Source organism: Streptomyces sp. WAC 04229 (assembly GCF_003947455.1).
In the GTDB taxonomy this organism is placed as follows: domain Bacteria; phylum Actinomycetota; class Actinomycetes; order Streptomycetales; family Streptomycetaceae; genus Streptomyces.
In genome coordinates, this window is record NZ_QHJH01000032.1 from 1 (window position 1) to 22,746 (window position 22,746).

23 protein-coding genes and 1 pseudogene are annotated in these 22,746 nt (G+C 73.9%); 8 read left to right on the forward strand and 16 right to left on the reverse strand.

The genetic code is table 11. From position 1 onward, the window contains the following. Positions 1–129 precede the first annotated feature (129 nt). Positions 130–1,239: pseudogene (locus DMH12_RS12070) on the forward strand (SpoIIE family protein phosphatase); the annotation flags it as partial. A gap of 29 nt (positions 1,240–1,268) precedes the next feature. On the opposite strand, the gene DMH12_RS12075 reads toward DMH12_RS12070, so the two are convergent. Then, positions 1,269–1,886 carry a DNA polymerase ligase N-terminal domain-containing protein gene (locus DMH12_RS12075; protein WP_125491573.1) on the reverse strand — a complete coding sequence of 206 codons (618 nt, stop codon included), beginning with the start codon at positions 1,884–1,886 and terminating at the stop codon, positions 1,269–1,271. A gap of 50 nt (positions 1,887–1,936) precedes the next feature. After that, on the reverse strand, positions 1,937–2,767 hold the full coding sequence (locus DMH12_RS12080; RefSeq protein WP_125491619.1) for an aldo/keto reductase: 831 nt from the start codon (positions 2,765–2,767) through the stop codon (positions 1,937–1,939). Positions 2,768–2,921: 154 nt separating this feature from the next. Here DMH12_RS12080 and DMH12_RS12085 point away from each other — a divergent pair, with 154 nt between their 5' ends. Beyond that, the gene (locus DMH12_RS12085) at positions 2,922–3,899 is read left to right on the forward strand and encodes a TauD/TfdA family dioxygenase (RefSeq protein WP_125491574.1); all 978 of its coding nucleotides are present in this window, start codon (positions 2,922–2,924) and stop codon (positions 3,897–3,899) included. Between the two features lie 8 nt (positions 3,900–3,907). On the opposite strand, the gene DMH12_RS12090 is transcribed toward DMH12_RS12085, so the two are convergent. Further along, entirely contained in the window at positions 3,908–5,410 is a 1,503-nt protein-coding gene (locus DMH12_RS12090; RefSeq protein ID WP_125491575.1) for a metallophosphoesterase, read from the reverse strand. Positions 5,411–5,505: 95 nt separating this feature from the next. Further along, positions 5,506–6,126, reverse strand: coding sequence for an L-threonylcarbamoyladenylate synthase (locus tag DMH12_RS12095; protein WP_185832273.1), 621 nt, complete (start codon positions 6,124–6,126; stop codon positions 5,506–5,508). Positions 6,127–6,286: 160 nt separating this feature from the next. Here DMH12_RS12095 and DMH12_RS12100 point away from each other — a divergent pair, with 160 nt between their 5' ends. Further along, the gene (locus DMH12_RS12100; protein WP_125491576.1) at positions 6,287–7,819 is read left to right on the forward strand and encodes a PucR family transcriptional regulator; all 1,533 of its coding nucleotides are present in this window, start codon (positions 6,287–6,289) and stop codon (positions 7,817–7,819) included. 147 nt (positions 7,820–7,966) lie between these two features. On the opposite strand, the gene DMH12_RS12105 is transcribed toward DMH12_RS12100, so the two are convergent. The 4 genes from DMH12_RS12105 to DMH12_RS12120 form a co-directional block, all read right to left on the reverse strand. Then, entirely contained in the window at positions 7,967–9,007 is a 1,041-nt protein-coding gene (locus DMH12_RS12105; RefSeq protein WP_125491577.1) for an NAD(P)-dependent alcohol dehydrogenase, read from the reverse strand. A 44-nt stretch (positions 9,008–9,051) separates the two neighbouring features. After that, the gene (locus DMH12_RS12110) at positions 9,052–9,849 is read right to left on the reverse strand and encodes an SDR family NAD(P)-dependent oxidoreductase (protein WP_125491578.1); all 798 of its coding nucleotides are present in this window, start codon (positions 9,847–9,849) and stop codon (positions 9,052–9,054) included. Continuing rightward, positions 9,846–10,526 carry a TetR/AcrR family transcriptional regulator gene (locus DMH12_RS12115; protein ID WP_185832274.1) on the reverse strand — a complete coding sequence of 227 codons (681 nt, stop codon included), beginning with the start codon at positions 10,524–10,526 and terminating at the stop codon, positions 9,846–9,848. Before DMH12_RS12115 ends, DMH12_RS12110 begins: the two co-directional genes overlap by 4 nt. A 106-nt stretch (positions 10,527–10,632) precedes the next feature. After that, on the reverse strand, positions 10,633–11,490 hold the full coding sequence (locus tag DMH12_RS12120) for a fructosamine kinase family protein (protein WP_125491580.1): 858 nt from the start codon (positions 11,488–11,490) through the stop codon (positions 10,633–10,635). Between the two features lie 111 nt (positions 11,491–11,601). On the opposite strand from DMH12_RS12120, the gene DMH12_RS12125 reads away from it, so the two are divergent. Next, positions 11,602–11,925 (forward strand): hypothetical protein, encoded by a 324-nt coding sequence (locus DMH12_RS12125; RefSeq protein WP_125491581.1) that lies wholly within the window; start codon positions 11,602–11,604, stop codon positions 11,923–11,925. 68 nt (positions 11,926–11,993) lie between these two features. After that, on the forward strand, positions 11,994–12,758 hold the full coding sequence (locus tag DMH12_RS12130; RefSeq protein ID WP_125491582.1) for a maleylpyruvate isomerase family mycothiol-dependent enzyme: 765 nt from the start codon (positions 11,994–11,996) through the stop codon (positions 12,756–12,758). 15 nt (positions 12,759–12,773) lie between these two features. Here DMH12_RS12130 and DMH12_RS12135 read toward each other — a convergent pair whose 3' ends face one another. Then, positions 12,774–14,045: an SLC13 family permease gene (locus tag DMH12_RS12135; protein WP_125491583.1), complete on the reverse strand. Its 1,272-nt coding sequence runs from the start codon at positions 14,043–14,045 to the stop codon at positions 12,774–12,776. 69 nt (positions 14,046–14,114) lie between these two features. Beyond that, positions 14,115–14,648 (reverse strand): DoxX family protein, encoded by a 534-nt coding sequence (locus DMH12_RS12140; RefSeq protein WP_125491584.1) that lies wholly within the window; start codon positions 14,646–14,648, stop codon positions 14,115–14,117. A 126-nt stretch (positions 14,649–14,774) separates the two neighbouring features. On the opposite strand from DMH12_RS12140, the gene DMH12_RS12145 reads away from it, so the two are divergent. Then, positions 14,775–15,407, forward strand: coding sequence for a GNAT family N-acetyltransferase (locus DMH12_RS12145; protein ID WP_185832275.1), 633 nt, complete (start codon positions 14,775–14,777; stop codon positions 15,405–15,407). 24 nt (positions 15,408–15,431) lie between these two features. Here the strand turns inward: DMH12_RS12145 and DMH12_RS12150 are convergent, their stop codons facing one another. Genes DMH12_RS12150 through DMH12_RS12160 form a run of 3 tightly spaced genes read right to left on the reverse strand, consistent with a single transcriptional unit; the run spans position 15,432 to position 17,172 of the window. Then, positions 15,432–16,157 carry a metallophosphoesterase gene (locus tag DMH12_RS12150; protein WP_125491586.1) on the reverse strand — a complete coding sequence of 242 codons (726 nt, stop codon included), beginning with the start codon at positions 16,155–16,157 and terminating at the stop codon, positions 15,432–15,434. After that, positions 16,154–16,453, reverse strand: a complete 300-nt coding sequence (locus tag DMH12_RS12155; RefSeq protein WP_125491587.1) for a BON domain-containing protein — start codon at positions 16,451–16,453, stop codon at positions 16,154–16,156. Before DMH12_RS12155 ends, DMH12_RS12150 begins: the two co-directional genes overlap by 4 nt. Further along, positions 16,450–17,172: a nucleotidyltransferase family protein gene (locus DMH12_RS12160; protein WP_125491588.1), complete on the reverse strand. Its 723-nt coding sequence runs from the start codon at positions 17,170–17,172 to the stop codon at positions 16,450–16,452. Before DMH12_RS12160 ends, DMH12_RS12155 begins: the two co-directional genes overlap by 4 nt. A 142-nt stretch (positions 17,173–17,314) precedes the next feature. Here DMH12_RS12160 and DMH12_RS12165 point away from each other — a divergent pair, with 142 nt between their 5' ends. After that, positions 17,315–17,626 carry a hypothetical protein gene (locus tag DMH12_RS12165; RefSeq protein ID WP_125491589.1) on the forward strand — a complete coding sequence of 104 codons (312 nt, stop codon included), beginning with the start codon at positions 17,315–17,317 and terminating at the stop codon, positions 17,624–17,626. Positions 17,627–17,653: 27 nt separating this feature from the next. On the opposite strand, the gene DMH12_RS12170 is transcribed toward DMH12_RS12165, so the two are convergent. Next, positions 17,654–18,835, reverse strand: a complete 1,182-nt coding sequence (locus DMH12_RS12170; protein ID WP_185832276.1) for a PP2C family protein-serine/threonine phosphatase — start codon at positions 18,833–18,835, stop codon at positions 17,654–17,656. Between the two features lie 208 nt (positions 18,836–19,043). Between DMH12_RS12170 and DMH12_RS12175 the strand changes: the two genes are divergently transcribed. Beyond that, positions 19,044–19,661 carry a hypothetical protein gene (locus DMH12_RS12175; protein WP_125491590.1) on the forward strand — a complete coding sequence of 206 codons (618 nt, stop codon included), beginning with the start codon at positions 19,044–19,046 and terminating at the stop codon, positions 19,659–19,661. A 56-nt stretch (positions 19,662–19,717) separates the two neighbouring features. On the opposite strand, the gene DMH12_RS12180 is transcribed toward DMH12_RS12175, so the two are convergent. After that, positions 19,718–20,092, reverse strand: a complete 375-nt coding sequence (locus DMH12_RS12180) for a peptidase M23 (protein ID WP_125491591.1) — start codon at positions 20,090–20,092, stop codon at positions 19,718–19,720. A gap of 96 nt (positions 20,093–20,188) precedes the next feature. Continuing rightward, positions 20,189–21,877 (reverse strand): cytochrome c oxidase subunit I, encoded by a 1,689-nt coding sequence (gene ctaD, locus DMH12_RS12185; RefSeq protein WP_260474194.1) that lies wholly within the window; start codon positions 21,875–21,877, stop codon positions 20,189–20,191. Between the last annotated feature and the right edge of the window lie 869 nt (positions 21,878–22,746).

The following is a 22,746-nucleotide window of genomic DNA, read 5'->3' on the forward strand; positions in this document are numbered from 1 at the left end:
GGGGGGGGGGGGGGGGGGGGGGGGGGGGGGGGGGGGGGGGGGGGGGGGGGGGGGGGGGGGGGGGGGGGGGGGGGGGGGGGGGGGGGGGGGGGGGGGGGGGGGGGGGGGGGGGGGGGGGGGGGGGGGCCCCTGGCCATCCAGCGCAGCCTGCTGCCCCGGGGCCTGCCGGGCCAGGCGGCGGTCGAGGTGGCCCACCGCTATCTCCCCACCGCGTCGGCGGCCGGCATCGGCGGCGACTGGTTCGACGTGATCCCGCTGTCCGGCACCCGCGTCGGCCTCGTCGTCGGCGACGTCGTGGGCCACGGCATCCCGTCCACGGCGACCATGGGCCGTCTGTGCACGGCCGTCCGCACCCTCGCCGACGTCGACCTGCCGCCCGACGAACTCCTCACCCACCTCGACGACCTCGTGACCCACATCGCGGCCGTCCGCGAGACGGACGACGGCGGCGAGGCCGCCGAACTCGGCGCCACCTGCCTCTACGCCGTGTACGACCCCGTCTCCCGCCGCCTGGCCCTCGCGGCCGCCGGCCACCCCGCGCCCGCGATCCTGCTGCCCGACGGCACCGCGCGGCTCGTCCCTGTGAGCGCCGGACCGCCGCTCGGCGTAGGCGGGCTGCCCTTCGAGGCGACCGAGCTGGAACTGCCCGAGGGCTCCGTGGTCGCCCTCTACACCGACGGCCTGGTCGAGGACCGGGAACGCGACCGCGACGTCGACCACGCCACGGCGGAGCTGTGCCGAGCCCTCGCCGCGCCCGCGCACTCCCTCGACGCCCTGTGCGACGACGTGCTCAAGGCCGTACTGCCCGAGGAGCCGGCCGACGACGTCGCGCTGCTGCTGGCGCGCACCCGGGTGCTGGGCGAGGACCGGATCCGCACCTGGGACGTCCACCCCGACCCCGCCCACGTCGCGGCGACCCGGCGGTCCGTCATCGAGCAGCTGACGGAGTGGGGGCTGGACGAGACGGCCTTCGTCACCGAACTCGTCGTCAGCGAACTGGTCACCAACGCCATCCGCTACGGCGAACCGCCCATCCAGCTGCGCCTCATCCGTCACACCGCGCTCATCTGCGAGGTCTCCGACGCCAGTTCCACCTCGCCCCACCTGCGCCGGGCCCACGCCTACGACGAGGGCGGCCGGGGCCTGCTGCTGGTCGCCCAGCTCACCCAGCGCTGGGGCAGCCGGCAGACGGACACCGGCAAGACCATCTGGGCCGAACAATCCCTGCCCGCGCGGTGACCCGCCCCGCGGCCGGACCGCGCCACCGCCTACCCGTCCTCGGCCGCGACCCGGGCCAGGGTGCGCCCGGTGCGCGCGGACCGGGCCCGCCGGGGATCCGGGGCGCCGCGCCCGCGCCCGCCGCCGGCCGTGCGCACCAGGAGCCACGCCACCTCCCCGTCGCCCGCGCCACCGTCCGGCCCGCCGCGGAACCGGGTCAGCGCGTACTCCCCGCGCAGCTTCTTGCCGTGCAGCCGGAACCTGGCGTGGCCGTGCGCCAGCGACTCGGCGAAGTCGACCGGCCGGCCTCGGCGGTCGTGGCTCAGCGGCTCGTAGTCGCCGCGGTCCCACACGATGACCGTGCCGCCCCCGTACTCGCCCGCCGGGATCACGCCCTCGAACTCCTCGTACTCCAGCGGATGGTCCTCGGTCGGCACCGCGAGCCGTTTGTCGCTCGGATCCGCCGGCGGGCCCTTCGGTACCGACCAGGACTTCAGTACGTCGCCCACCTGCAGCCGGAAGTCGAAGTGCAGGGTGCTCGCGTCGTGGATCTGCACGACGAAGCGCGGCCGCCCGTCCCCGGCGGCCGCTCCGCGCCCCGCGGGCTCCCCGGTCCGGCCGAAGTCCCGTCTGCCGCGGTAGTCCCGCAGCCCGTTCGCGTCGCCCACCTGCCACTCCTTCCCGGGAGACCGTCGCCGACCGGGACCGGGTACCCCGGTCAGAACTCCTCGTGCACCTCCGGGTCGCCGCCGATCCGCCGGTGCGCCCGGTCGGCCACGGCGCGCATCTGCTCCCCGTCCAGCTCGAAGCCGAAGACGTCCAGATTGGCCCGCTGCCGCTCCGGGTCGCCCGACTTCGGGATGGGCACCGCGCCCAGCTGGGTGTGCCACCGCAGGACCGCCTGGGCCGGCGTCACCCCGTGCGCGTCGGCGACCGCGGCGACGGCGGGGTCGTCCAGCAGGTCGCTGCCGCGGCCCAGCGGGCTCCAGCTCTCGGTGCGGATGCCCTTGCGCTCGTGGAAGGCGCGCAGCTCGTCCTGCGGGAACAGCGGGTGCAGCTCGATCTGATTGACGGACGGCAGGACGCCCGTCTCCTTCTCCAGCCGCTCGATGTGCTCCGCGGTGAAGTTGGAGACGCCCACCGAGCGCACCAGGCCGTCCTCACGCAGCTTGATCATGGCCTTCCATGAGTCGACGTACTTGTCCACCCGCGGCAGCGGCCAGTGGATCAGGTACAGGTCGACGTACTCCAGGCCCAGCCGGGCCCGGGACTCCTCGAACGAGGCGAGCGTCTCCTCGTAGCCGTGGTGCCGGCCGGGCAGCTTGGTCGTCACGACGATCTCCTCGCGGGGGACCCCGCCGGCGGCCACCCCGCGGCCGACGCCGGTCTCGTTGCGGTAGTTCGTCGCCGTGTCGATCAGCCGGTACCCCGTCTCCAGGGCCGTACGGACCGCCCGCTCGGCTTCGTCGTCCTTCATCGGCCAGGTGCCGAGGCCCAGTGCGGGGAGCGTGGTGCCGTCGTTGAGCGTGTTCGCCGGGATGCTGATCACCATGGGACCTTCCCTCGACTGTGCGCGGCGGTGTGCCGCACGTCCAGCCTCGCCCAACGGGGGACCGGTGATCAACCGGACGGCGCGCGGGCGGGTCTGCCACGATCGGTGCCGAAGCCGGAACGGACGGACCACACCGACCAACGGAGCACGCATGACGACGGACAGGACGACGGCGGACCGCACGGCGGCAGAGGCGGGGGAGGTCGAGGTGAAACCCGTCGCGGGGCACATCGGCGCCGAGATCCGCGGCGTCGACCTGGCGGCCGGCCTCGACGCGGCGCAGGTCGCCGCGGTCCGGGCGGCGGTGCTGCGCTGGAAGGTGGTGTTCTTCCGGGACCAGCGCCTCGACCACGCCGACCACGTCGCCTTCGCGCGCCTCTTCGGCGAGCCGGTCGTCCTGCCCCGGCGCGGCAAGGCGTCACCGGCCGGGTTCCCGGAGATCGAGACGACCGCCGACCGGCTGGAGCTGGGCGGACGGTTCGGCATGGAGCACGACGAGTGGCTGCGCCGCCGGCGCCACACCCTGCTGCGCGGCTGGCACTGCGACCACGGCGCCCGCGTCGACCCGCCGGCCGCGACGATCCTGCGGGCCGAGACGGTACCGCCGTACGGCGGCGACACCACCTGGGCGAACCTCGCCGCCGCCTACGCCGGACTGTCCGCCCCGATGCGCGCCTTCGCCGACACCCTGCGCGCCGAACACCGCCTCGGCGTCGGCTACCAGCCCCGGCCCGGCGACGACGCCTACGTCCGGCACCTGCTCGACCACCAGACGGCGACCGTGCACCCGCTGGTCCGCGTCCACCCGGAGACGGGCGAGCGGGTGCTGTTCGTCAACGGCTACTACGTCGAGCAGATCACCGGACTCTCCCGGCCGGAGAGCGCCGCCGTCCTGGAACTGCTCCTCGAACAGGCCACCCGCCCCGAGTACACGGTCCGCTTCCGGTGGGAGCCCGGCAGCGTCGCCTTCTGGGACAACCGGGCCACCATCCACCTGGCCCCGAGCGACAACGCCCACCTCGACCATCCCAGGACCATGCACCGCGTGATGCTCGCCGGTGACGTGCCCGCCGGGGTCGACGGCACCCCGTCCGAGGCCCTCACCGGCAGCGAGCCGGGCCGCTGGTGACCCTCGTGTCAGACCAGCGGGATGGTCACCTCGTCCTCCACCGGCGGGTCCAGCTCCTGCGCCCGGTTGCCGGTGGCGGCGTGGCAGCGCAGCCGCACCGCCTCGGGGGAGACGTCCAGGCGCAGGAAGCACTTGAAGAAGGGCGGGCTGTAGGTCGCCGAACCCGGTGAGAACACCTGCGTGTAGACCTTGCGCACCGGCAGCCGGAACCGCTTCTTGTGCTCCGGCCGCCGTGCCGTGCCCAGCAGCCCGGCGACCAGCCGGGTGCGCCGGGTGACCCGCGCTCCGTCGCCCGGGGCGCGGCCCGTCCGGATGCCGAGGCGTTCGGCGATCACGGCCGTCGCCTCGGCCTCCGTGAGCGTGAAGAAGCGGCGCATCCGCAGCCGGCGCCCGTAGAGCGCGCTGTAGAAGGCCAGCGAGTCGCCGCGCAGCGGGTAGGAGCGGAAGTCGTCCTCGGTGACGCCGCCCACCGATACCCGCGGGATGGTGTGGGTGGCGTGCATGAACGCGCCGCCGCCGCCCGCGACGACGTACTGGATGGTGCGGCCGTCCACGTCGACGGGGTAGCGCTGGTAGTTGTGGATGTCGCCGCCGATCGCCGCGACGTAGTGGTGGGCCGGGTCGCGGACGATGTCGTCGACCGTGCCGCCGCCCTCGATGGCACAGGGCTGCCGCTCGCCGTCGACGTAGAGCGGTGAGCCGGTCACCAGGATCTTCGGCCGGGGCCCCGCGGACACCTCGCGCAGCCAGGCGCCCTGCGCGGCGTCGACCGTGCCGAGCAGCCCGGTGTCGATGCCGATGATCCGCACCGGTCCGGCGTCGATCGCCCAGTACGGCCCGGGCTGTTCGGCCCGCTGTTCCGGCGCGGAGCGCAGCTTGCGCGCCTCGTCCAGGTGCCGTCCGTCGTCCGGGTCGGCCCGGTGCCACAGCAGCGACCGCAGCCACGCCGCGGTGAGCGGACGGGGTGCCGGAGCGGGCGGCGGGGGCGACGCGTCGTCGCAGAAGACCCGCATGAAGCCGCCCAGGTCCTCGTACCAGTCGTGGTTGCCCGGTATCGCGTAGATCGGCGCCGGGTAGTCGCGGTACGGGCGGAAGAACTTCGTCCCGTAGTCGTCGGCGCTGCCCACCGGGTAGATCACGTCGCTGGCGAGGACGGCGAAGCGGGTGTCGTGCCCGGCCTTCAGGAGGCCGGGCACGACGGCGTACTGGGGGTCGTCGCCCTCTCCGGTGTCGCCGATGACGAGGAACGAGAACCGGTCCGGGTCCGTGCGCCGGATCACCTTGTCGGCGGGTGCCCCGGCCGCCGTCCGCTGCTCCACCCAGCGGTCCCGGGTGCGGCCGGTGGGGTCCCCGAACCAGGAGGCCAGCACGCCGTTGCGGGCGGCCCACAGGGTTCTCGGGTCGAGCCAGGACAGCTTCTCGGTGTGCTGCGGCATGAGGTCTCGGTAGGCGCCGGGCTCGGCGGAGCCCCAGCCGGCGCCTTCGGCGGTATCACGTGAGGAGTCAGACACCCGGGCACGGTAACAACGCCCCGACCGGCGGCGCGACGAGGGGAGCCCCGCCCAACTCCGTTGCCGGACGGGTCGCTTCGGCGGCCGCCCCGCCCCTACTCGAAGCGGGTGGTGTCTCCGGCGCCGTACCGCACGATCTCCGCCTCGCCCCCGGAGAAGTCGACGACCGTCGTCGGTTCGGTACCGCAGTCACCGGAGTCGATCACCGCGTCGACCACGTGGTCGAGCCGGTCCTTGATCTCCCAGCCCTGCGTCATCGGCTCCTCCTCGCCGGGCAGCAGCAGCGTGCTGGAGAGCAGGGGCTCGCCCAGTTCGGTGAGCAGGGCCTGGGTGACGACGTGGTCGGGGATGCGCACGCCCACCGTCTTCTTCTTCGGGTGCTGGAGCATGCGCGGCACCTCCCGCGTCGCCGGCAGGATGAAGGTGTAGCTGCCCGGGGTGGACGCCTTGATCGCCCGGAACACGTCGTTGTCGATCTGCACGAACTGGCCGAGCTGCGCGAAGTCCTGGCACACCAGGGTGAAGTGGTGCCGGTTGTCCAGTTGCCGGATCGACCGGATGCGGTCGATGCCGTCGCGGCTGCCCAGTCGGCAGCCCAGCGCGTAGCAGGAGTCCGTCGGATACGCGATCAGCGCGTCGGAGCGGACGCTCTCGGCGACCTGCGCGATGCTGCGCGGCTGGGGGTTCTCGGGGTGCACGTCGAAGTACTTCGCCATTCACCGAGCTTATGCCCGTCCGCGCGCGACGGCCGACAGGCCCGGTCGGGCGCCCCGTCCGAACCTTCCGCGGGGGCTCGCACCGGGCCCGCGTCCGGGGCCATGAGGTAACGTCCCCGACCTGGGCCGGGGGCGAGGCGAGGACGAGGAGAAGGCCGACGTGGCGGGCCGAGCGGACGGAACGGGACAGCGGGCGGCGGGAGCCGCCGAGCGCGCGGGATGGGCCGAGGAACTCCTCGACCACCTGCGGCCGGCCGGCCGCGACCCGGACAGGGTCGTGGCCTGGCTGGCCGGCGCCGCGGACGCCGCCGTCTCGCTCCAGGACGGCACCGGCCGCCTGCTGGCAGGCGCCCGCCTCCCGCTGGACGAGGGCCTGGTCGCGGACATCGCCGGCGGCCGGATCGCCTCCGCCGCCCTGGAGGACGCGGGACGCCGGATACGGCTCGTCCGCGTCGCCCGTTCCCACCCGGCGTCCGACGCCGTCCTCGCCGTGGCCCGCGAGGCCCCCTTCGACCGGCGGGCCTCCGACATCGTCACGCACACCGCCCAGGTACTGGAGCTGCTGCTGGCCGGAGACGAGTCGGCCGCGGCCGGACACCGGCTGCGGCGGGCCACCTCCGACCTGCGCCTGGCCATCCTGCAACTGCTGATGGTGGAGGACACCGTCTCCGCCCGCCGGGTGGCCGCCGGACTCTGGCCGGGGCTCCTCGACACCGACACGGCCTGCGTGTACGTCGTGGAGAGCAGCCCCGGGGAACGGGACCGCCTGGCCGAGGAGTGCGTGTCGGCGACGGCGGAGGGAGCGCTGGTCGTGCGCTGCCCCGCGATGGACGGACACGTCATCGTCCTCGCCCCACGGGACGCGGCCGGCCGGGAGTTGCGCACGCTCGTCGGCGGCCTGCCCGGCGTGTTCCTCGGCGGCAGCACCCGGCAGGGCCTCGCCCGTACCGCCGCCGCGTACGGACAGGCGGTGAGCGCCCTGGCCGTCGCCCGGTTCCGGCCGGAGCAGTCGGCCGTGTACGCCGAGCGGACCCGCCCCGAGCTGCTGATGGAGCCCGCCGCCCTGTACGGCTGGACGGCCCGGATGCTGAGCCCGCTCGACGACCTGCCGCACCACACCCGAGCCGAACTGCTGGCCACCACGCGGCTCGGCCTGGAGTTCACCGCCGTCAACACGGCGAAGATCCTCGGCGTCAGCCGCAACACGGTCCGGGCCCGCATGGACCGCGTCGAGGGTCTGCTGCGCACCGACTTCACCGACCTGACCGTCCGCGCCGCCGTCCACCTCGCCCTGAACTCGCAGGTCGGCCTCGCCGAGCCGCCGGGTGGGTCCGCCCACGGGCGGGCCGGGGCGGCCGGCCTCACCGACCTGCTCTCCGGGCCCGCGCTGCGTACCTGGGCCGCGGATCTGCTCGGCCGCCTGGCCCCGGACGGCCGGGACCTGCGGCGCACCCTGCGCACCTGGATCGCCGTCGGCGGCAACGCCGAGCGCGCCGCCCAGCGGCTCGGGATGCACCCGCAGACCGTCCGCGAGCACGTCCGCAGCGCGGAGCCGGTCCTCGAACGCCAGCTGCTCGCCGCCGGCAGCGACCTGTACGAGGTCGTACTGGCCCACCTCGCCGAGGGAGACCTCGGCGGGCCGCCGCTGCCCGGGACGAAACCGGGCCATCCGGACTCACCTGTGCACGGGTGAGTCCTTCCGGCCCGGCAGCGGGCACCGGCACGATTCACAACGGCGGAGCCGTTCACGTACGTTCGATCGCGATGGGGGCACGACCGGAACGGGGGACCGGTCGCGCCCCCGACTCCGTCGCGCGGACGGCCGCGTACCGGGGGCCGGTCAGCCGTGCGGCAGGATCACCGCACGGCCGTTGACCCGGCCCGCGTGCAGCCGCTCGTACGCCAGGGGCGCGTCGTCCAGCGCGTACGTCTCGGTGTGCACCGACAGGGCGCCCGAGCGGGCCAGGTCCAGCACCTCGATCAGTTCGCCGCGGCTGCCCCAGTAGGGCGCGGTGACCGACACCTCGAACGGCAGCACGCCGAACCCGACGGGGAGCGTGCCGCCGCCGATGCCGACCAGCGTGACATCGCCCTCGACGGCGGCGACGGCGCCCGCGGTCCGCACGGTCGGCGCCACACCGACGAAGTCGAACACGGCCTCGGCGCCCATGCCTCCGGTCAGTTCGCGCACCGCGTCCGCCGCCTTCGCGTCCGAGAGCACCGCCTCGTGGGCGCCCACCTCACGGGCGAGGCGCAGCTTGTCCTCGCCGACGTCGAGGGCGATCACCCGGGCGGACGTCAGCGCCCGCAGCAGCTGGACGGCGACGTGACCGAGGCCGCCGGCCCCGATGACCACCGCGGTCGAGCCGGGCACCAGCTTGGGCAGCGACCGCTTGATCGCGTGGTACGGCGTCAGTCCGGCGTCGGTCAGCGGAACGGCCGCGACGGGGTCGAGACCGTCCAGGGGCACCAGGTGCCGTGCGTCGTCGACCAGCAGGTACTCGGCCATCGACCCCGGCCGTCCCAGGCCCGGCGGGCGGATGCCCAGTGCGTCGGCGCGCAGGCAGTAGTTCTCCTTGCCCTCCGCGCACTTGGCGCAGCTGCCGCAGCCCCAGGGCCCGTACACGGCCACCGCGTCGCCCTCGTTCAGCCCGGTCACGCCGGCGCCGAGCGCGGCCACCGTGCCCACGCCCTCGTGGCCGAGGGTGAGGGGAAGCTCGTAGGGGAAGCCCTCGGCCGGCCAGCCCATCACCGCGATGTCGGAGTGGCAGACGCCGGCCGCGGTCACCTTCAGCAGCACCTGGCCGGGGCCGGGCTCCGGGTCGGGGACCGTGACGACCTCGGGCGGTGCCCCGATGGTGCGGTACTGCAGTGCCTTCATGGTCGAACTCCTTCTTTTCTCCCCCCGGGTTGTGCGGCGGACGCTCAGACGGCCGTGTAGGCGCCGTCGACCAGGTGGTAGCCGCCCGCCACGAAGGACGCCCGGTCCGACAGCAGGAAGGCGATCAGCTCGGCGACCTCCTCGGAGCGCCCGAGCCGCCCGGCCGGGTGCAGGGCGACCAGGCCCTCGTACGCGGCCTCGTCCATGGACTTCAGCAGCGGCGTGTCGATGAAGCCGGGGCCGACCGCGTTGACCCGGATGCCCTTGGCGGCGTATTCGGCGCCGGCGGTCCTGGTCAGGCCGACGACGCCGTGCTTGGCGGCGACGTAGGCGGGGGAGCCCGCGAAGCCGACGGAACCGAGGATGGAGGCGACGTTGACGATGGCGCCGCCCTTGCCCGCGGCCTCCATGACGGGCAGTTCGTAGCGCATCGAGTAGAAGACGCCGTCCAGGTTGGTGCGGACGACCCGCTGGTAGGCGTCTACGTCGTACGCGCCGGTCGGGGCGCTCGGGCCGCCGATGCCCGCGTTGTTCACGGCCAGGTCCAGGCCGCCGAAGGTGCCGACGGTGAACCGCACGGCGGCCTCGACCGACTCCGGGCTGGTCACGTCCAGCTCGACGGCGGCGGCCTCGATGCCCTCCGCGGTCAGGTCGGCGACGGCCTTGTGGGCGCCCTCGGCGTTGTGATCGGCGACGACGACGCGGGCGCCGGCCGAGCCGAGGCGGCGGGCGGTGGCCAGGCCGATGCCGGAGGCGGCGCCGGTGACGAGGGCGGTGCGGCCGGCGAACTCGGGGGCGGAGCCGGTGGGCGCTGTCGCGGGGGTGGTGCCGGTGGTGCTCATGGTGCTTGCTCTCTGTCTTCCTCTGTGCTGGCGGGGGTCGCGGCCGCGGCCTCCGAGATCAGGGCGTCGTAGGCCCGCTCCACGAGGGCGGCGAGGTCTGCGGCTCCCGAGTCCGGCGCGTCACCGCGCGCCCACAGGCGCAGGGCGGCGATCAGGACTCCGGCGGCGGCGTCGACGAGGGCGGCCGGGCGCACGTCCCGGGCGTCGTCGGTGCCGAGCCTTTCGGCGACGATCCGGATCGACTCCTCCTGGGCGTCGACCCGGATGCGCTGGTAGGCGGCGAACAGGTCGGGCTCCGTGTCGGCCAGGGCCACCAGCCGGCGCATCCGCGGGCGGACGTGCCAGGCCGGGTCCTCCCCGTCGGCCAGCCAGTCGCGCACCGCCCGGCGGTAGGCGAGCAGCGGCGGCTCGTCGGCGGGGCGGGCGCGCAGCAGCTCGTTGATGCGGGCGCCGTCCCGGCGGACGAAGTCGAGGGCCGCGTCCTCCTTGCCGGCGAAGTGCCGGCTGAACGTGCGGCGCGTGACGTCCGCGCGCTCGGCGATGGCCTCCACCGTGGTCGCCGCCGAACCGCGCTCCAGGAGCAGGTCGCAGGCGGCGGTGGCCAGCGCGTCCCGGGTCTGCCGGGCCTTGCGCTGCCGTCGGTCCTCGGTGGCGGGGGAGGGCTTCGTTGCCGTCATGCGTTCGAGCGTACACCCAGAAATGTCCCATTGAGACATGTGACTCAGCGGGACATGTGACCCGACGGGACATGACGGGTCCGGTAGTCCCGGACCCGCCCGGCCCTCACCCCGCCGCGCGTGCCGCCGCGAGGGCCTGTTCGGCGTACCCGCGTCCGAACAGGACGGCGTGCACCAGCAGCGGGAACAACTGGTGCAGGCCGACGCGGCCGGCCCAGCCGGCGGCGAGCGGCGCGCTCTCCTCGTACGCCGCCGTGACGCGCTCCAGGTGCGGGCAGCCGAACAGGCGCAGCATCGCCAGGTCGGTCTCCCGGTGCCCGCCGTGCGCCGCCGGGTCGATCAGGTGGACGTGCCCGTCCTCGCCCCAGAGCACGTTGCCGTTCCACAGGTCGCCGTGCAGCCGGGCCGGCGGCTCCGCGGGACCCGCGAGGCCGGGCAGCCGCTCGCAGACCCGCTCGACGTCGGCCGCTTCGGCCCCGGTGACGGTGCCCTCGTCCACCGCACGGCGCAGGTACGGCAGGACGCGGTGCTCGGCGTACCACGAGGGCCAGTCGCTCCCGACGGCGTTGCGCATCGGGGCGAGCCCGATGTACGCCTCCTCGGGCCCGCCGGGCGGCGCGGCCCCGAACGCGGGCGCACCGGCGGCGTGCAGGGCGGCCAGCTCCCGGCCGAACCGGTCCGCCGCCGCCGCGCTCGGCCTGCCCTGCGGCACCCGGTCGACGACCAGCCGTCGCTCGTCGTGCCCGTGCACCACCGGGACCCGCACCGCACCGGCCGCGGCCAGCCAGCGCAGCCCGGCGGCCTCGGCCCGCACGGCACCCGGGCCGTCCACGGCCTTGACCATCACCGTGCGGCCGTCGTCCAGGACGACCTCACCGAGCGAACCGGACAGCCGCCGCTCCGCGGTCGCCGGCCGGCCGGTGAACCGCGCCGCGACGTCCGAGTACGAGGAGTCGGAGCTCACGGCCGCCAGCCTAGGACCGCGCCGCCGCGCCCGCCCCCGGCTGCCGCCGACCCGGTGAAAAACGCGCGGGACGCCGATCGAAGACGGGCGGGGCGGGGGAGCAGTGGGACTATGACCAGTTCAGCGTTCCAACGCACCATCATCCTGCCCGCCCCCGTGTGCCGACAGGCCGCACAGCACCTCGAACACGCGGTGCAGAAGGCCATCGACGGTGCCGCGACGCCCTGGCGTGCCTTCCGCACCGCCGACGGTGACGACTTCGCGTTCTCGGTGCCGGTCGTCGAGCAGGCCGCGGGCTGCCTGCTGGTGCTGGCCGCCGAGAGCGCCCAGAGCCTGCGCCCCTCCGCGCTGCGCGCCCTGATCACCGTCGCGCTGCACCTGCGGGACGCGGCCGAGGCCGTCCGCCGCCCCGCGCTGCCCACCGGGGCCTGGTGAACACCGGAGCGCACCCGGGCAACCAAAAGACCGTGCCGCGCTCCTGAACATGTGTTTGGCTCTGCGGCATGGAGTTCACCCGCTTCCTCGACTGCCTCGCGGCCGACTACGACCGCATGCGGACCGTCGTCGGGACCGACGCCGACGCCGCGGTGCCGACCTGCCCCGGCTGGACGGTGGCCGATCTGACCCGCCACGTCGGCGAGGTCTACCTGCACAAGACCGTCGCCATGCGCGAGGGCGTCGAGCCCGAGCCCTGGCCGCCGAAGGAGTTCGCCGAGGAGGAACCGGCCGCGCTGCTCGACCGGGGATACACGGCGCTGCGCGCCGAGTTCGCCACCCGCGCCCCCGGGGACGCGGCCGCCGGCTGGTACACCCCCGACCAGAGCGTCGGCTTCTGGATCCGGCGGATGGCCCAGGAGACCGTCGTCCACCGCATCGACGCCGAACTCGCCACCGGCCGGCCCGTCACCCCCGTACCGGACGACCTCGCCGTCGACGGGATCGACGAACTGCTCAAGGTCTTCGTCTCGTTCGCCGTCGCCGAGTGGGGCGAGTACTTCACCGAGATCCTGGACGGCTCCCCGGGACGCACGTTCCTCGTGCGGGCCGGTGACGCGGTCTGGCGGGTGCGCACCGGGCCGGGGGAGTTCGCCGTGACGGACGGCGCCGGTGACGGCGGGGCCGACGTGACGCTGAGCGGCGCCCCGGAGGCGGTACTGCGCCGGCTCTGGAACCGGACGGGCACCGAGGACGACGACGGCGTGCGCGTCGAGGGCGCTCCCGAGGCCGTCGAGGAACTGCGGCGCTGCATCGTGGTCGCGACCCAGTGAGCTGCGGGGCCGGCGTCAGGTGCCGATGAGGCGCAGCGCCCCCCACAGCGCCACGGTCGACGCCGCGACCGTGGCAGGCACGGTGAGCAGCCCCAGCAGCGTGAACCGGGCGAGGCTCACCTCGATGCCGTGCCGGTGCAGGATCCGCCGCCAGAGCAGGGTCGCGAGCGAGCCGACGTACGTGAGGTTCGGGCCCAGGTTCACGCCGATCAGCACCGCGAGCACGTGCGCCGGACCGGCGGGCGCGGCCAGCGGGAGCAGGGCGAGGACGGCCGGCAGGTTGTTGACGACGTTGGCCAGCACCGCGGCCACCGCAGCCACCCCGAGCAGCGCCGGCAGCGAGTCCCCGTCCGGCAGCAGCCGCCCCAGCCCGGACGCCGGGCCGCCCGTCACCACCGCCTCCACCACGACACCGAGGGCCAGGACGAACACGCAGAACAGCGGCGACGCGGCGCCCACCATCTCCCGCGGCGTGACATGCCGCCGGGCCAGCGCCCGCAGACCGAGCACCAGAACGCCGGCCAGCGCCGCCCACGAGGGGTCGAGCCCGACGGGGGAGGAGAGCGCGAACCCGGCCAGGGTCAGGGCCACGACGACGACGGTGAACCGGGGGACGGCCGGAGTGGCACGGGCGGCCGCTCCCGGCGCGGGCGGGTCGGCCGGCTCCTCCAGGTCCGCGCGGAAGAAGCGCCGGAAGACGGCGTACTCCACGGCGATCGCGGCCAGCCAGGGCAGCGCCATCAGCGCGGCGAACCGGGTGAAGCTCAGGCCGCTGGCCGTGAACGCCAGCAGGTTGGTCAGGTTCGAGACCGGCAGCAGCAGCGAGGCGGAGTTCGACAGGTGCGCCGTGGCGTACACGTGCGGGCGGGCGCGGGCACCCGCACGGGACGCGGTGGCGAGGACCACGGGGGTGAGCAGGACCGCGGTGGCGTCCAGGCTGAGCACGGCCGTGACCGCGCAGGCCACGCCGAACACACCGGTCATCAGGCGCCGCGGGCTGCCCCCGCAGCGGCGGGCCACGGCCGCGCCGACGGCCTCGAACAGGCCCTCCTTCGCGCACAGGTAGGCCAGCATCAGCACCAGCGCGAGGAAGACCACCACCGGCAGCAGCGTGCGCGTCTCCTCCCACGCCTGCTGCGGGGTCACCATGCCGAAGGCCACGGCGAGCACGGCGGCGGGTACGGCGGCCACCGCCTCCGGCAGCCCGCGCGGGCGCAGCACGGCGAAGGCCAGGACGCCCAGCAGCAGGACGAGGGGGACGGCCTCGGAGAGGACGGTGGTACTCAGGAGTTCTCTCCTCGGATGCCCGCGACGGCCCGCGCGGCCGGTGCGGCCTGGCCGGCGCTGCCGATTCTGTCAGTGGCCGAGCTTCGCCCGGACGCCGCCCGCGGCCGCGGCCGGGCGGGCTGTGGCCCGCACTGAACGCCGGACCAGGTGGGCGTCGTGCCGCACCCCCTTCGCGGCATGCCGCCCCCGCCACAGGAGGGACGGCTTGCCCGCGGTGTCGTCGGCCGCGATCAGCAGGCCGCCCATCATGGCCAGGTTCTTGAGGAAGTGGATGCGCTGCTGCGCACGGTCCCCCGGGTCCTCCGCCTCCCAGAAGCGGTGCCCCGCCAGCGTGGTGGGCACCAGCGTCGCGGCCAGGGCCAGCGCCGCCACCCGGGGACAGCGGCCCAGCCCCAGCATGATCCCGCCGGCCACGTGCACGGCCCCGTTGAGCCGTACGAGTTGTTCGGTGCGGTCCGGCAGCACCGACACCCGCTCGGTCACCGGCCGCACGACCGGCTCGGCCGCCGGCGCGACGTCCTGGGGCCTGCGCAGGGAGTGCAGGCCGCCCGCGACGAACATCGAGGCGAGCATCGGGCGGCCGGCCGTACGCAGAAGACTCATGACGCGTTCTCGCTCTCTTCGAGGGTGTCGCAAGGTGTCGCTCACTCAGATCATCGAATGCCCGGTTCGGTCGGCGCCATTCGGCCGCCACTTGTGGGAGCGCTCCCAAGGGGGGAGGATGGCGTCGTGATCCAGACTGCCGCCGTACGTCCCTACCGTCCCGCCGACGCCGCCGCGCTCGACGACATCTGCGTCCGCACCGCGCACAACGGGCGCGACAGCCGGCCCGTGTACGCCGACCCCTCCGTACTGCCCGCCGTCTTCGCCGCCCCGTACGTCCATCTGGACCCCGGCCTGGCCTTCGTGCTGGACGACGGGGAGGGGCGGGCGGTCGGCTACATCCTCGGTACGGCGGACACGCCGCGCTTCGCCGCGGAGTTCCGCTCCACGTGGCTGCCGCGGGTCGCCGACCGCTATCCCGCGCCGCAGGGACCGCCCGACGGCCCGGACGCGGTCATGGCCGGGCTGCTGCACGACCCCGAGCGGATGATCGTCCCCGAACTGGCCGCCTACCCGGCCCATCTCCACATCGACCTGCTGCCCCAATGGCAGGGGCGCGGGTATGGCAGGGCGCTGATGCGGGAGTTCTGGCGGGCGCTGCGCGAGCGCGGCGTACCGGCCGTCCACCTGGTCATGGCCACCGCCAACACACAGGCCAGGGCCTTCTACGACCGGATGGGTTTCCAGGAGATCGAGGTGGCGGGCATGGATCCCGCGGACGTCACCTGCCTGGGACGGGCGACGCGGGACGACGCCTGACCGACGCCCGATCCGGTCGTCGCGTCAGGCCGCGTTCAGCTGGTAGACGTTGAAGGCGCGGCGGATCACCGGCTGGGCGACGTTGCGCACCCGTACCCCGCCCGCCGTCATGCCGTGCTCCGTGCCCAGGTGGGCGTGGCCGTGGACGGCGAGGTCCGCGCCGGCCGTGTCGATCGCCTCGGCGAGCAGGTAGCTGCCGAGGAACGGGTAGATCTCCAGCGGTTCACCGGCGAGCGTGTCGGCGACGGGGGAGAAGTGGGTGAGCGCGATCCGCACCGCGCAGTCCCGGCCGGCCAGTTCCTCCAGGGCGGAGCGCAGACTGTCCGCCGAGCGCCGGGTGGTGCGGACGAACTCCTTCATCAGGGGCTCGCCGAACTCCCCGGCGCTGCGGCCCACGAAGCCCCCGCAGAAGCCCTTGGCGCCGGCGACGCCGACCCGGGTCCCGGCGCACTCCACCACCACGCCCTCACCCTCCAGCACGGTCACACCGGCGTCCCGCAGAAGCGCGGCGACCTTGTCGGGCCGCTCGTCGTGGTGGTCGTGGTTGCCGAGGACGGCCACCACCGGCACCGGCAGGTCGCGCACCTCCTCTGCGACCACCCGAGCCTCCTCCGGCGTGCCGTGCCGGGTGAGGTCGCCGGCGAGCAGCAGCAGGTCGGCGCAGTCGGGCAGGGTCTCGAAGGCGGGCCGCAGCAGTCCCTGGCTGTCGGGCCCCATGTGGATGTCCCCGACGGCGGCGACGCGGATCATCGCAGCTCCTCGGCGTGGTCGGGGCCGGCGGTCTCCACCACCACGACGTCCGCGTGCACGGTGAGCCCGGCCAGTTCCTCGCCGGCGATCCGCAGCAGCGTCTCGCGGCACCGCTCGGACGGCACCGTGCCGGTGATCGCGACGGCGCCGGCCCGGATCTCGGCGCGTACGCCCAGCTCGCCCAGTTCCTCCGCGGCGAGCCGGTCGTGCAGGTGGGCGATGCGGTACTCGACGTTCTCGCCCGCCGGGGAACCGGTGTGCGACGCCGGCCGCCCGTGGGGCGTGGGCTCGCTCATGACTGCTCCTCCTTCGCGGGGGCGGTCGGTGCGCCGACCGGGTGGCCGGCCGGGGGAATGATCTCCAGCCGTTCCAGGATGAAGAAGAACGCGGCCGGCATCGGGGCGTCCGCGCAGTCGCGGCGCAACCCCGCCCAGTCGATCTTCTCGCGCAGTGTGCGGGCGATCGGCAGCACCGCACCGAAGTCGCAGTGGTGCTCCGAGAAGGCCGCCAGCAGGCCGCGCAACAGGTCGGTGGGGGACAGGACCGGCATCAGCACCGAGTCCACGGAGAGGTCCTGCGCCCGGTCCAGCAGCTCCGTCGTGACCGGCTCGTGCGCCAGCTCGAAGATCAGGTCGACCTGCTGGCCCAGGCAGCTCGCCTTCAGCAGCCAGTCCTCGGGCGGCGTGTACACCACCAGGCCCGCCGCCCGCAGCGTCGCGGCGACGGCGTCCGCGTCGTCGGGCCGGATGCAGAAGTCCACGTCGTGCTGGAGGTTCTGGGTGCCGCCGTGCGCGTACACCGCGACACTGCCGGCCAGCGCGAACGGGTGCTCCGCCTTCTTCAGGGTCGAACCCACCTGCTTGGCGGCCTGGAGGATCGCCTGGTTGCGGTCGACCGGCAGATCCTCGTGGCCCGGCTCGCTCGGAGGAACCAGCCCGGGGTCCCCCGTTGCCGGACGGAGTTCGGAAACGCCGGCGCGCTGTTCGAGAGCGTTCTCGTCGGCGGGCTGCCTCATCAATCGTCCCCTTCCGGGCGGTCACCGTCGTCGGACCGGAACGGACCGGCCCTCCCCTGCAGACGCGGGTACCCGGCGCGCCCCCCGCGACACTGGGGTGCTCCCCGAGGTGGGGACCAGGGATAGCGGGCACTCGGACGGCATGAACGACAAGCGGATGCGACAGCGGACCGCCTCCGAGGACCGCCGGACCGTGGAACGGCTGGTGGCGGCGTGGCTGGCGGAGACCGAACGGCACGACGCCGGCGCGGCCGACGAGGCCCGCACCGGATGGGAAAGGGGGGTCCTCTCCGAACCGGCCGCCCAGGACCTGGCCACCTGGGTGACCGCCCGGATCACCGACACCGGATTCACCGAGGACGAGGGCCCCTACGTGGCGGGCCCCGTCCGGATCACGCCGTCGGACAAGGACACCGTGCACGCCTGGCTGCGCGCACGGGGACACCGCGTGTGACGCGGCGACCGGCCCGTCCGCGCGTCGTCAGCCGGGCGGGGGCCGCCACTCGAACATGAGCAGTGTCGCGTCGTCCCGCAGCCGGTCCTCCTGCACGGCCAGGATCGAGTGGATCAGCCGGCGCAGCGACTCCGGCGCCAGTTCGCCGCCGGCCGTGGCCCGGATGACGTAGTCGGCGAACCGCTCCAGGCCGAGGAGAGTCGCCTCCGGGGTCCGCGCCTCCACGACACCGTCGGTGTACATCAGCACCCGGTCCCCGGGCTCCAGCGAGATCTCGTGGGTCCGGCGCGGCCGTGCGGTGAGCTGCGCCGGGAGGCCCATCGGCGGATCGGCCTCGCGCTCCATGGCGTCGATGACCAACCGCTGGTCGCGGATGAGGATGGGCGCGGGGTGACCGCAGTTGGCCCAGCGCAGCACCCCGGTGGCCAGGTCGAGCTGGCAGACGACCGCCGTGCAGAACTGGTCCGGCAGCCAGGCCGACAGCGCCTCGTCCACGGCCGTCACCAGCTCGGGCAGCTCGGCGCCCGTGCGCCGGGCGTTGCGGCAGGCGGCCAGGGCGACCGCGCTGGTGAGCCCGGAGGCCAGGTCGTGCCCCATGGCGTCCAGGACGGCCACGTGCAGGGTCGTCTCGGTGAGCGAGTGGTCGAAGGCGTCGCCGCCGATCTCGTACGCGGGCTCCAGGACGGCCGTCGACACGACCTGCGCGTTGCCGATGGTGCGAGGCGGCAGGAAGGCGCGGAGCATCTCGGCGGGCAACTGCATCCGTTCGGTGCGGGTGCTGCGGACGTAGGAGTCCTCGTAGGCCCGCTTCGAGGTGATCATCATGGCGGTCAGCGAGGCGAGCGCCCGGCCCCGGGTGAGCGTCGACGAGGTGAGCGCGGTGTCGTTCACGGCCAGCACGCCGAGCCGCTCCGCGCCGTCCAGCAGCGGGAACCAGGCGGTGACACCGTCCGCCCCCGACTCCTCCACGCGCAGCGCCTGTGTGCGGTACGCCCATCCGGCCAGCGAACCGTCGACGGGGAGGGCCGAGGCCATGCCGGTCTGGGGAACCAGGTGCCGCTGCTGGAGGTCGACGAGGTAGACCACGGTGTGCCGCAGTCCCAGGGCGTGGGAGCAGCGGGCCACCGCGGTGGGCAGGTCCAGGGTGAGGTGGGCCGGATCGGCGAGGAATTCCTGGAGCGTGGCGTCGCCCGGCTCCGACGTGGACACCTCTGCTCCTCTCGTCGGCGGTCCCGCGGCGGCGGGGACGTTGCGCAGCAGTCTGGCACCGCGTGCCCGGCCCCGCCCGTCGGGCGGACGAGGGCGACCGTCCGACACGGACGTCCCGGGCGTGCAACCCATCGGGGCCGCGCCGAGTCGTACTGGACAAGCAGGAACGAGACCGACACGCACTCAGATGATCCGACATGGGGGATACATGTACGTCCGTGCCCGAGGGGTCCGCGCCGCGGCGACCGCGCTGGCGGCCGGCGCCGCGCTCGCCGTGACCGCCGTCCCGGCGAACGCCGCACCACCGCGATCCGCCTCGCCCGCCTTCCTGGAGCCCGCCGAACTGCCGCCGCACCCCTCCTCCGACTGGTACGCCGGACCCGTCACCGCCGGGCAGCCCGACCCGCTGCCCATGTGCGTCGGCGACGCGCTGCCCTCCACCGCCTCGCACCGCCGGTACTGGACGGAGTACGACACCGGCGCCCTCCAGGTCACGGTCGTCGAGCGCAGCACGCGGCACGCCGTGAAGCTCGCCGCGCTGCTGCGCGAGGACCTGGCCGACTGTGCGCGCGAGGTGATGGAGCGGTATCCCGACATCACCGCCACGCAGAAGTACTACGGCCCCCTCGACGTGGAGGAGGGCGCCCACGTCTACGGCGTCCACACGGTCGCCGAGTGGGGCGCCTCCGACATCGGCCTGTTCTCGGTCGGCCGGGACGGCAGGACCGTGACCGTCGTGCAGTGGGGCCAGATGGGCACCTTCGAGCACGCGCAGGTGGCCGACTTCAAAGCCACCACCGTCACGGCCGTCGACAAGCTGAACTGAACGCACGGGGGCGGGCCGGTGCTCCGGCCCGCCCCCTCGGTGTGCCCCGGCGCCGGTCAGCAGTCCGGAACGCCCGCGATCTTCTCGCCGCCCCTCAGGTACAGGTTGTTGACCCAGGCGATGTCGCTGCCCGAGAACTCCTGCACGGCGGTCCACCAGCTGTTGCCGCCCACCGCCGGGTCGTGCACGTACTCGCCCCGCTTCTGGCAGACCGCGTCCAGCCAGTAGGTGGAGCGGACCGCGAGCACGTTGGAGTTCCTGGTGGGGTGCTGGCGCAGGTTGACGCCTGTCGCCCAGATGTAGACGTCGGTGAGGGTCGGGTCACCGCCGCTCGGCGCCGCCGGGGCGGCCTGGGCCGTGCCGGCGAGCCCGCCCACGGCGAACGCGGCAGCCGCCAGCGCGGTGACGGAGTGACGCATCAGTCGGTTCATGTGTGATTTCCCCCTGTGCCGGTCTGCGGCCGGGCGGCACCCGGCCCGCACTCGGCACTCTAGGGACGATCGGGGCCCGGGGGTCCCTGACAAGTGTCAGGGCCCGGTGTTCTCCGCCTCCTCGAGCGCGACGAGCCCGGGGTGGTGGAGGTCGAAGGCCGGCGACTCGGAGCGTACGCGCGGCAGCGCGTGGAAGTTGTGCCGGGGCGGGGGGCAGGACGTGGCCCACTCCAGGGAACGCCCGTAGCCCCACGGGTCGTCGACCTCGACCGGACGTCCGTACTTCGCGGTCTTCCACACGTTGTACAGGAACGGCAGCGTCGACAGACCGAGCAGGAAGGCGCCGACGGAGGAGACCGTGTTGAGCGCCGTGAAGCCGTCCGCGGCCAGGTAGTCCGCGTACCGGCGGGGCATGCCCTCCGCGCCCAGCCAGTGCTGCACCAGGAACGTGGTGTGGAAACCGGCGAACAGCGTCCAGAAGTGCACCTTCTCCAGGCGGTGGTCGAGCATGCGCCCGGTCATCTTCGGCCACCAGAAGCTGAATCCGCCGAACATCGCGAACACGATCGTGCCGAACAGCACGTAGTGGAAGTGCGCGACGACGAAGTACGAGTCGGTGACGTGCCAGTCCAGCGGCGGCGAGCCGAGGATCACCCCGGTCAGCCCGCCGAAGAGGAACGTCACCAGGAATCCGGCCGCCCACAGCATCGGCGGCTCGAAGGACAGCGAACCCCGCCACATCGTGCCGATCCAGTTGAAGAACTTCACCCCGGTGGGGACGGCGATGAGATACGTCAGGAACGAGAAGAACGGCAGCAGTACGGCACCGGTGGCGAACATGTGATGCGCCCACACGGTGGCCGAGAGTCCCGCGATGGCGATGGTGGCGCCCACCAGCCCCGTGTAGCCGAAGACCGGCTTACGGGCGAAGACCGGGATGATCTCGGTGACCACCCCGAAGAACGGCAGCGCGAGGATGTACACCTCGGGGTGGCCGAAGAACCAGAACAGGTGCTGCCACAGGAGCGCCCCGCCGTTCTCGGCGTCGAACACATGGGCGCCGAAGTGCCGGTCGGCCTCCAGCACCAGCAGCGCGGCCGCCAGCACCGGGAAGGCCAGCAGCACCAGGACCGAGGTCAGCAGCACGTTCCAGACGAAGATCGGCATGCGGAAGACCGTCAGGCCGGGGGCGCGCATGCAGATGATCGTGGTGATGAAGTTGACCGCGCCCAGAATGGTGCCGAACCCGGACAGCGCCAGCCCCATGATCCACAGGTCGCCGCCGAGGTAGGGGGCGCGCAACGGGCCGCTGAGCGGCGTGTAGGCGGTCCAGCCGAAGTCCGCCGCGCCCTGCGGCGTGAGGAAACCGCCCAGCACGATCAGGCCGCCGAAGAGGAACAGCCAGTACGACAGCATGTTCAGGCGCGGGAACGCCACGTCCGGCGCGCCGATCTGCAAGGGCATGACGGCGTTCGTGAACCCCGCGAAGGTCGGGGTGGCGAACAGCAGCAGCATGATGGTGCCGTGCATCGTGAAGGCCTGGTTGTACTGCTCGTGGGAGAGCACCTGGATGCCGGGCCGGGCCAACTCGGCCCGCAGCAGCATCGCCAGTGCCCCGGCGATCAGGAAGAACACGAACGACGTGACGAGGTACAGATGACCGATCCGCTTGTGGTCGGTGGTGATGACCCAGGAGACGAGCACCCGCCCCCTGCCGCGGCGTTCCGCCGCCGGGACCGCGGCGGTCGGTCGGGTCGGTTCCGTGGGTCCGGTCTCTGTCACCATCCGACCAGGGCAACCGAGCCCCGGCCGCCCGCGTCGATGCCACGTCACGCAACCACCGAGGTACGGCCGGTTGGCTGATCGTTTGTAGCCGTCCGGGTGGGCCGGCGCCCCGGGCGGCCGAAGCGGCCGTCACCCGAATGGCCCCCGCACGCTACTGGTCGCGGCCGAACCGGTGTCTCCTTGAGGGTGTCAGCGGCGTCCAGGCTGGGAGGCCGATCATGTACGAAATGTGCGTGGGCCCGGAGAAGGCGGGCGGAGCGTTGGTGTGGCACGTGTTGGCCAAACAGGCCGCGGCCACGCTGTGCGGACAGCAGCTCCGCGAACGTATCGAGGCATCCGACGGTGAACGGGCACGTCACTGCCCGGACTGCATGGCTTCCTTCGAGAAGCTGATGGCAACCACACCGTGCTGACGGACCGTCCGCGAGCCGTCCGCCCCGTCGCTCCACGCGGCGGGGCGGACGGCTTTCCCGTGCCCGGAGCCGCTGGTCGACGATCACCCGGTCGGGCCAGTGTCATGACGGGGTCCGCGGGCATTCGCCGAGCATGCCCCGGGGCGCGACGTCCTCCCGCCTCCGGGGCGGTGGGACGCGCCGCGGCCGGGATCCCCGAGTCGGCCGCGGCGCATCCTCCTCCCACCGCGCGCCGGCGCCCGCCGCATCGGCCGCGGATGGGTGTCGGCCACCGGAACATCTGGGTGTCGTCCCCGATGGCGGCGCCACCCCCCGGCGTGTGACCGTGGACCGACGCCGCGCCCCGGGGGCCTTTTCGGGGGCCGGGGGACGTTGCAGGGGAGCCTCATTCAGCCCGTTCGCGGGCGTTGCCGCGTGGTCCGTTCCGGGTGTGCGTCCGCACCCCGAGTAGCCGGG

Coding starts and splice junctions, on each gene's coding strand:
- DMH12_RS12085 (WP_125491574.1), top strand. CDS start 2,922: ATGACGACGGACAGGACGACGGCGGACCGCACGGCGGCAGAGGCGGGG.
- DMH12_RS12095 (WP_185832273.1), bottom strand. CDS start 6,126: ATGGCGAAGTACTTCGACGTGCACCCCGAGAACCCCCAGCCGCGCAGC.
- DMH12_RS12105 (WP_125491577.1), bottom strand. CDS start 9,007: ATGAAGGCACTGCAGTACCGCACCATCGGGGCACCGCCCGAGGTCGTC.
- DMH12_RS12110 (WP_125491578.1), bottom strand. CDS start 9,849: ATGAGCACCACCGGCACCACCCCCGCGACAGCGCCCACCGGCTCCGCC.
- DMH12_RS12115 (WP_185832274.1), bottom strand. CDS start 10,526: ATGACGGCAACGAAGCCCTCCCCCGCCACCGAGGACCGACGGCAGCGC.
- DMH12_RS12125 (WP_125491581.1), top strand. CDS start 11,602: ATGACCAGTTCAGCGTTCCAACGCACCATCATCCTGCCCGCCCCCGTG.
- DMH12_RS12130 (WP_125491582.1), top strand. CDS start 11,994: ATGGAGTTCACCCGCTTCCTCGACTGCCTCGCGGCCGACTACGACCGC.
- DMH12_RS12140 (WP_125491584.1), bottom strand. CDS start 14,648: ATGAGTCTTCTGCGTACGGCCGGCCGCCCGATGCTCGCCTCGATGTTC.
- DMH12_RS12150 (WP_125491586.1), bottom strand. CDS start 16,157: ATGATCCGCGTCGCCGCCGTCGGGGACATCCACATGGGGCCCGACAGC.
- DMH12_RS12155 (WP_125491587.1), bottom strand. CDS start 16,453: ATGAGCGAGCCCACGCCCCACGGGCGGCCGGCGTCGCACACCGGTTCC.
- DMH12_RS12160 (WP_125491588.1), bottom strand. CDS start 17,172: ATGAGGCAGCCCGCCGACGAGAACGCTCTCGAACAGCGCGCCGGCGTT.
- DMH12_RS12165 (WP_125491589.1), top strand. CDS start 17,315: ATGAACGACAAGCGGATGCGACAGCGGACCGCCTCCGAGGACCGCCGG.
- DMH12_RS12175 (WP_125491590.1), top strand. CDS start 19,044: ATGTACGTCCGTGCCCGAGGGGTCCGCGCCGCGGCGACCGCGCTGGCG.
- DMH12_RS12180 (WP_125491591.1), bottom strand. CDS start 20,092: ATGAACCGACTGATGCGTCACTCCGTCACCGCGCTGGCGGCTGCCGCG.
- ctaD (WP_260474194.1), bottom strand. CDS start 21,877: ATGGTGACAGAGACCGGACCCACGGAACCGACCCGACCGACCGCCGCG.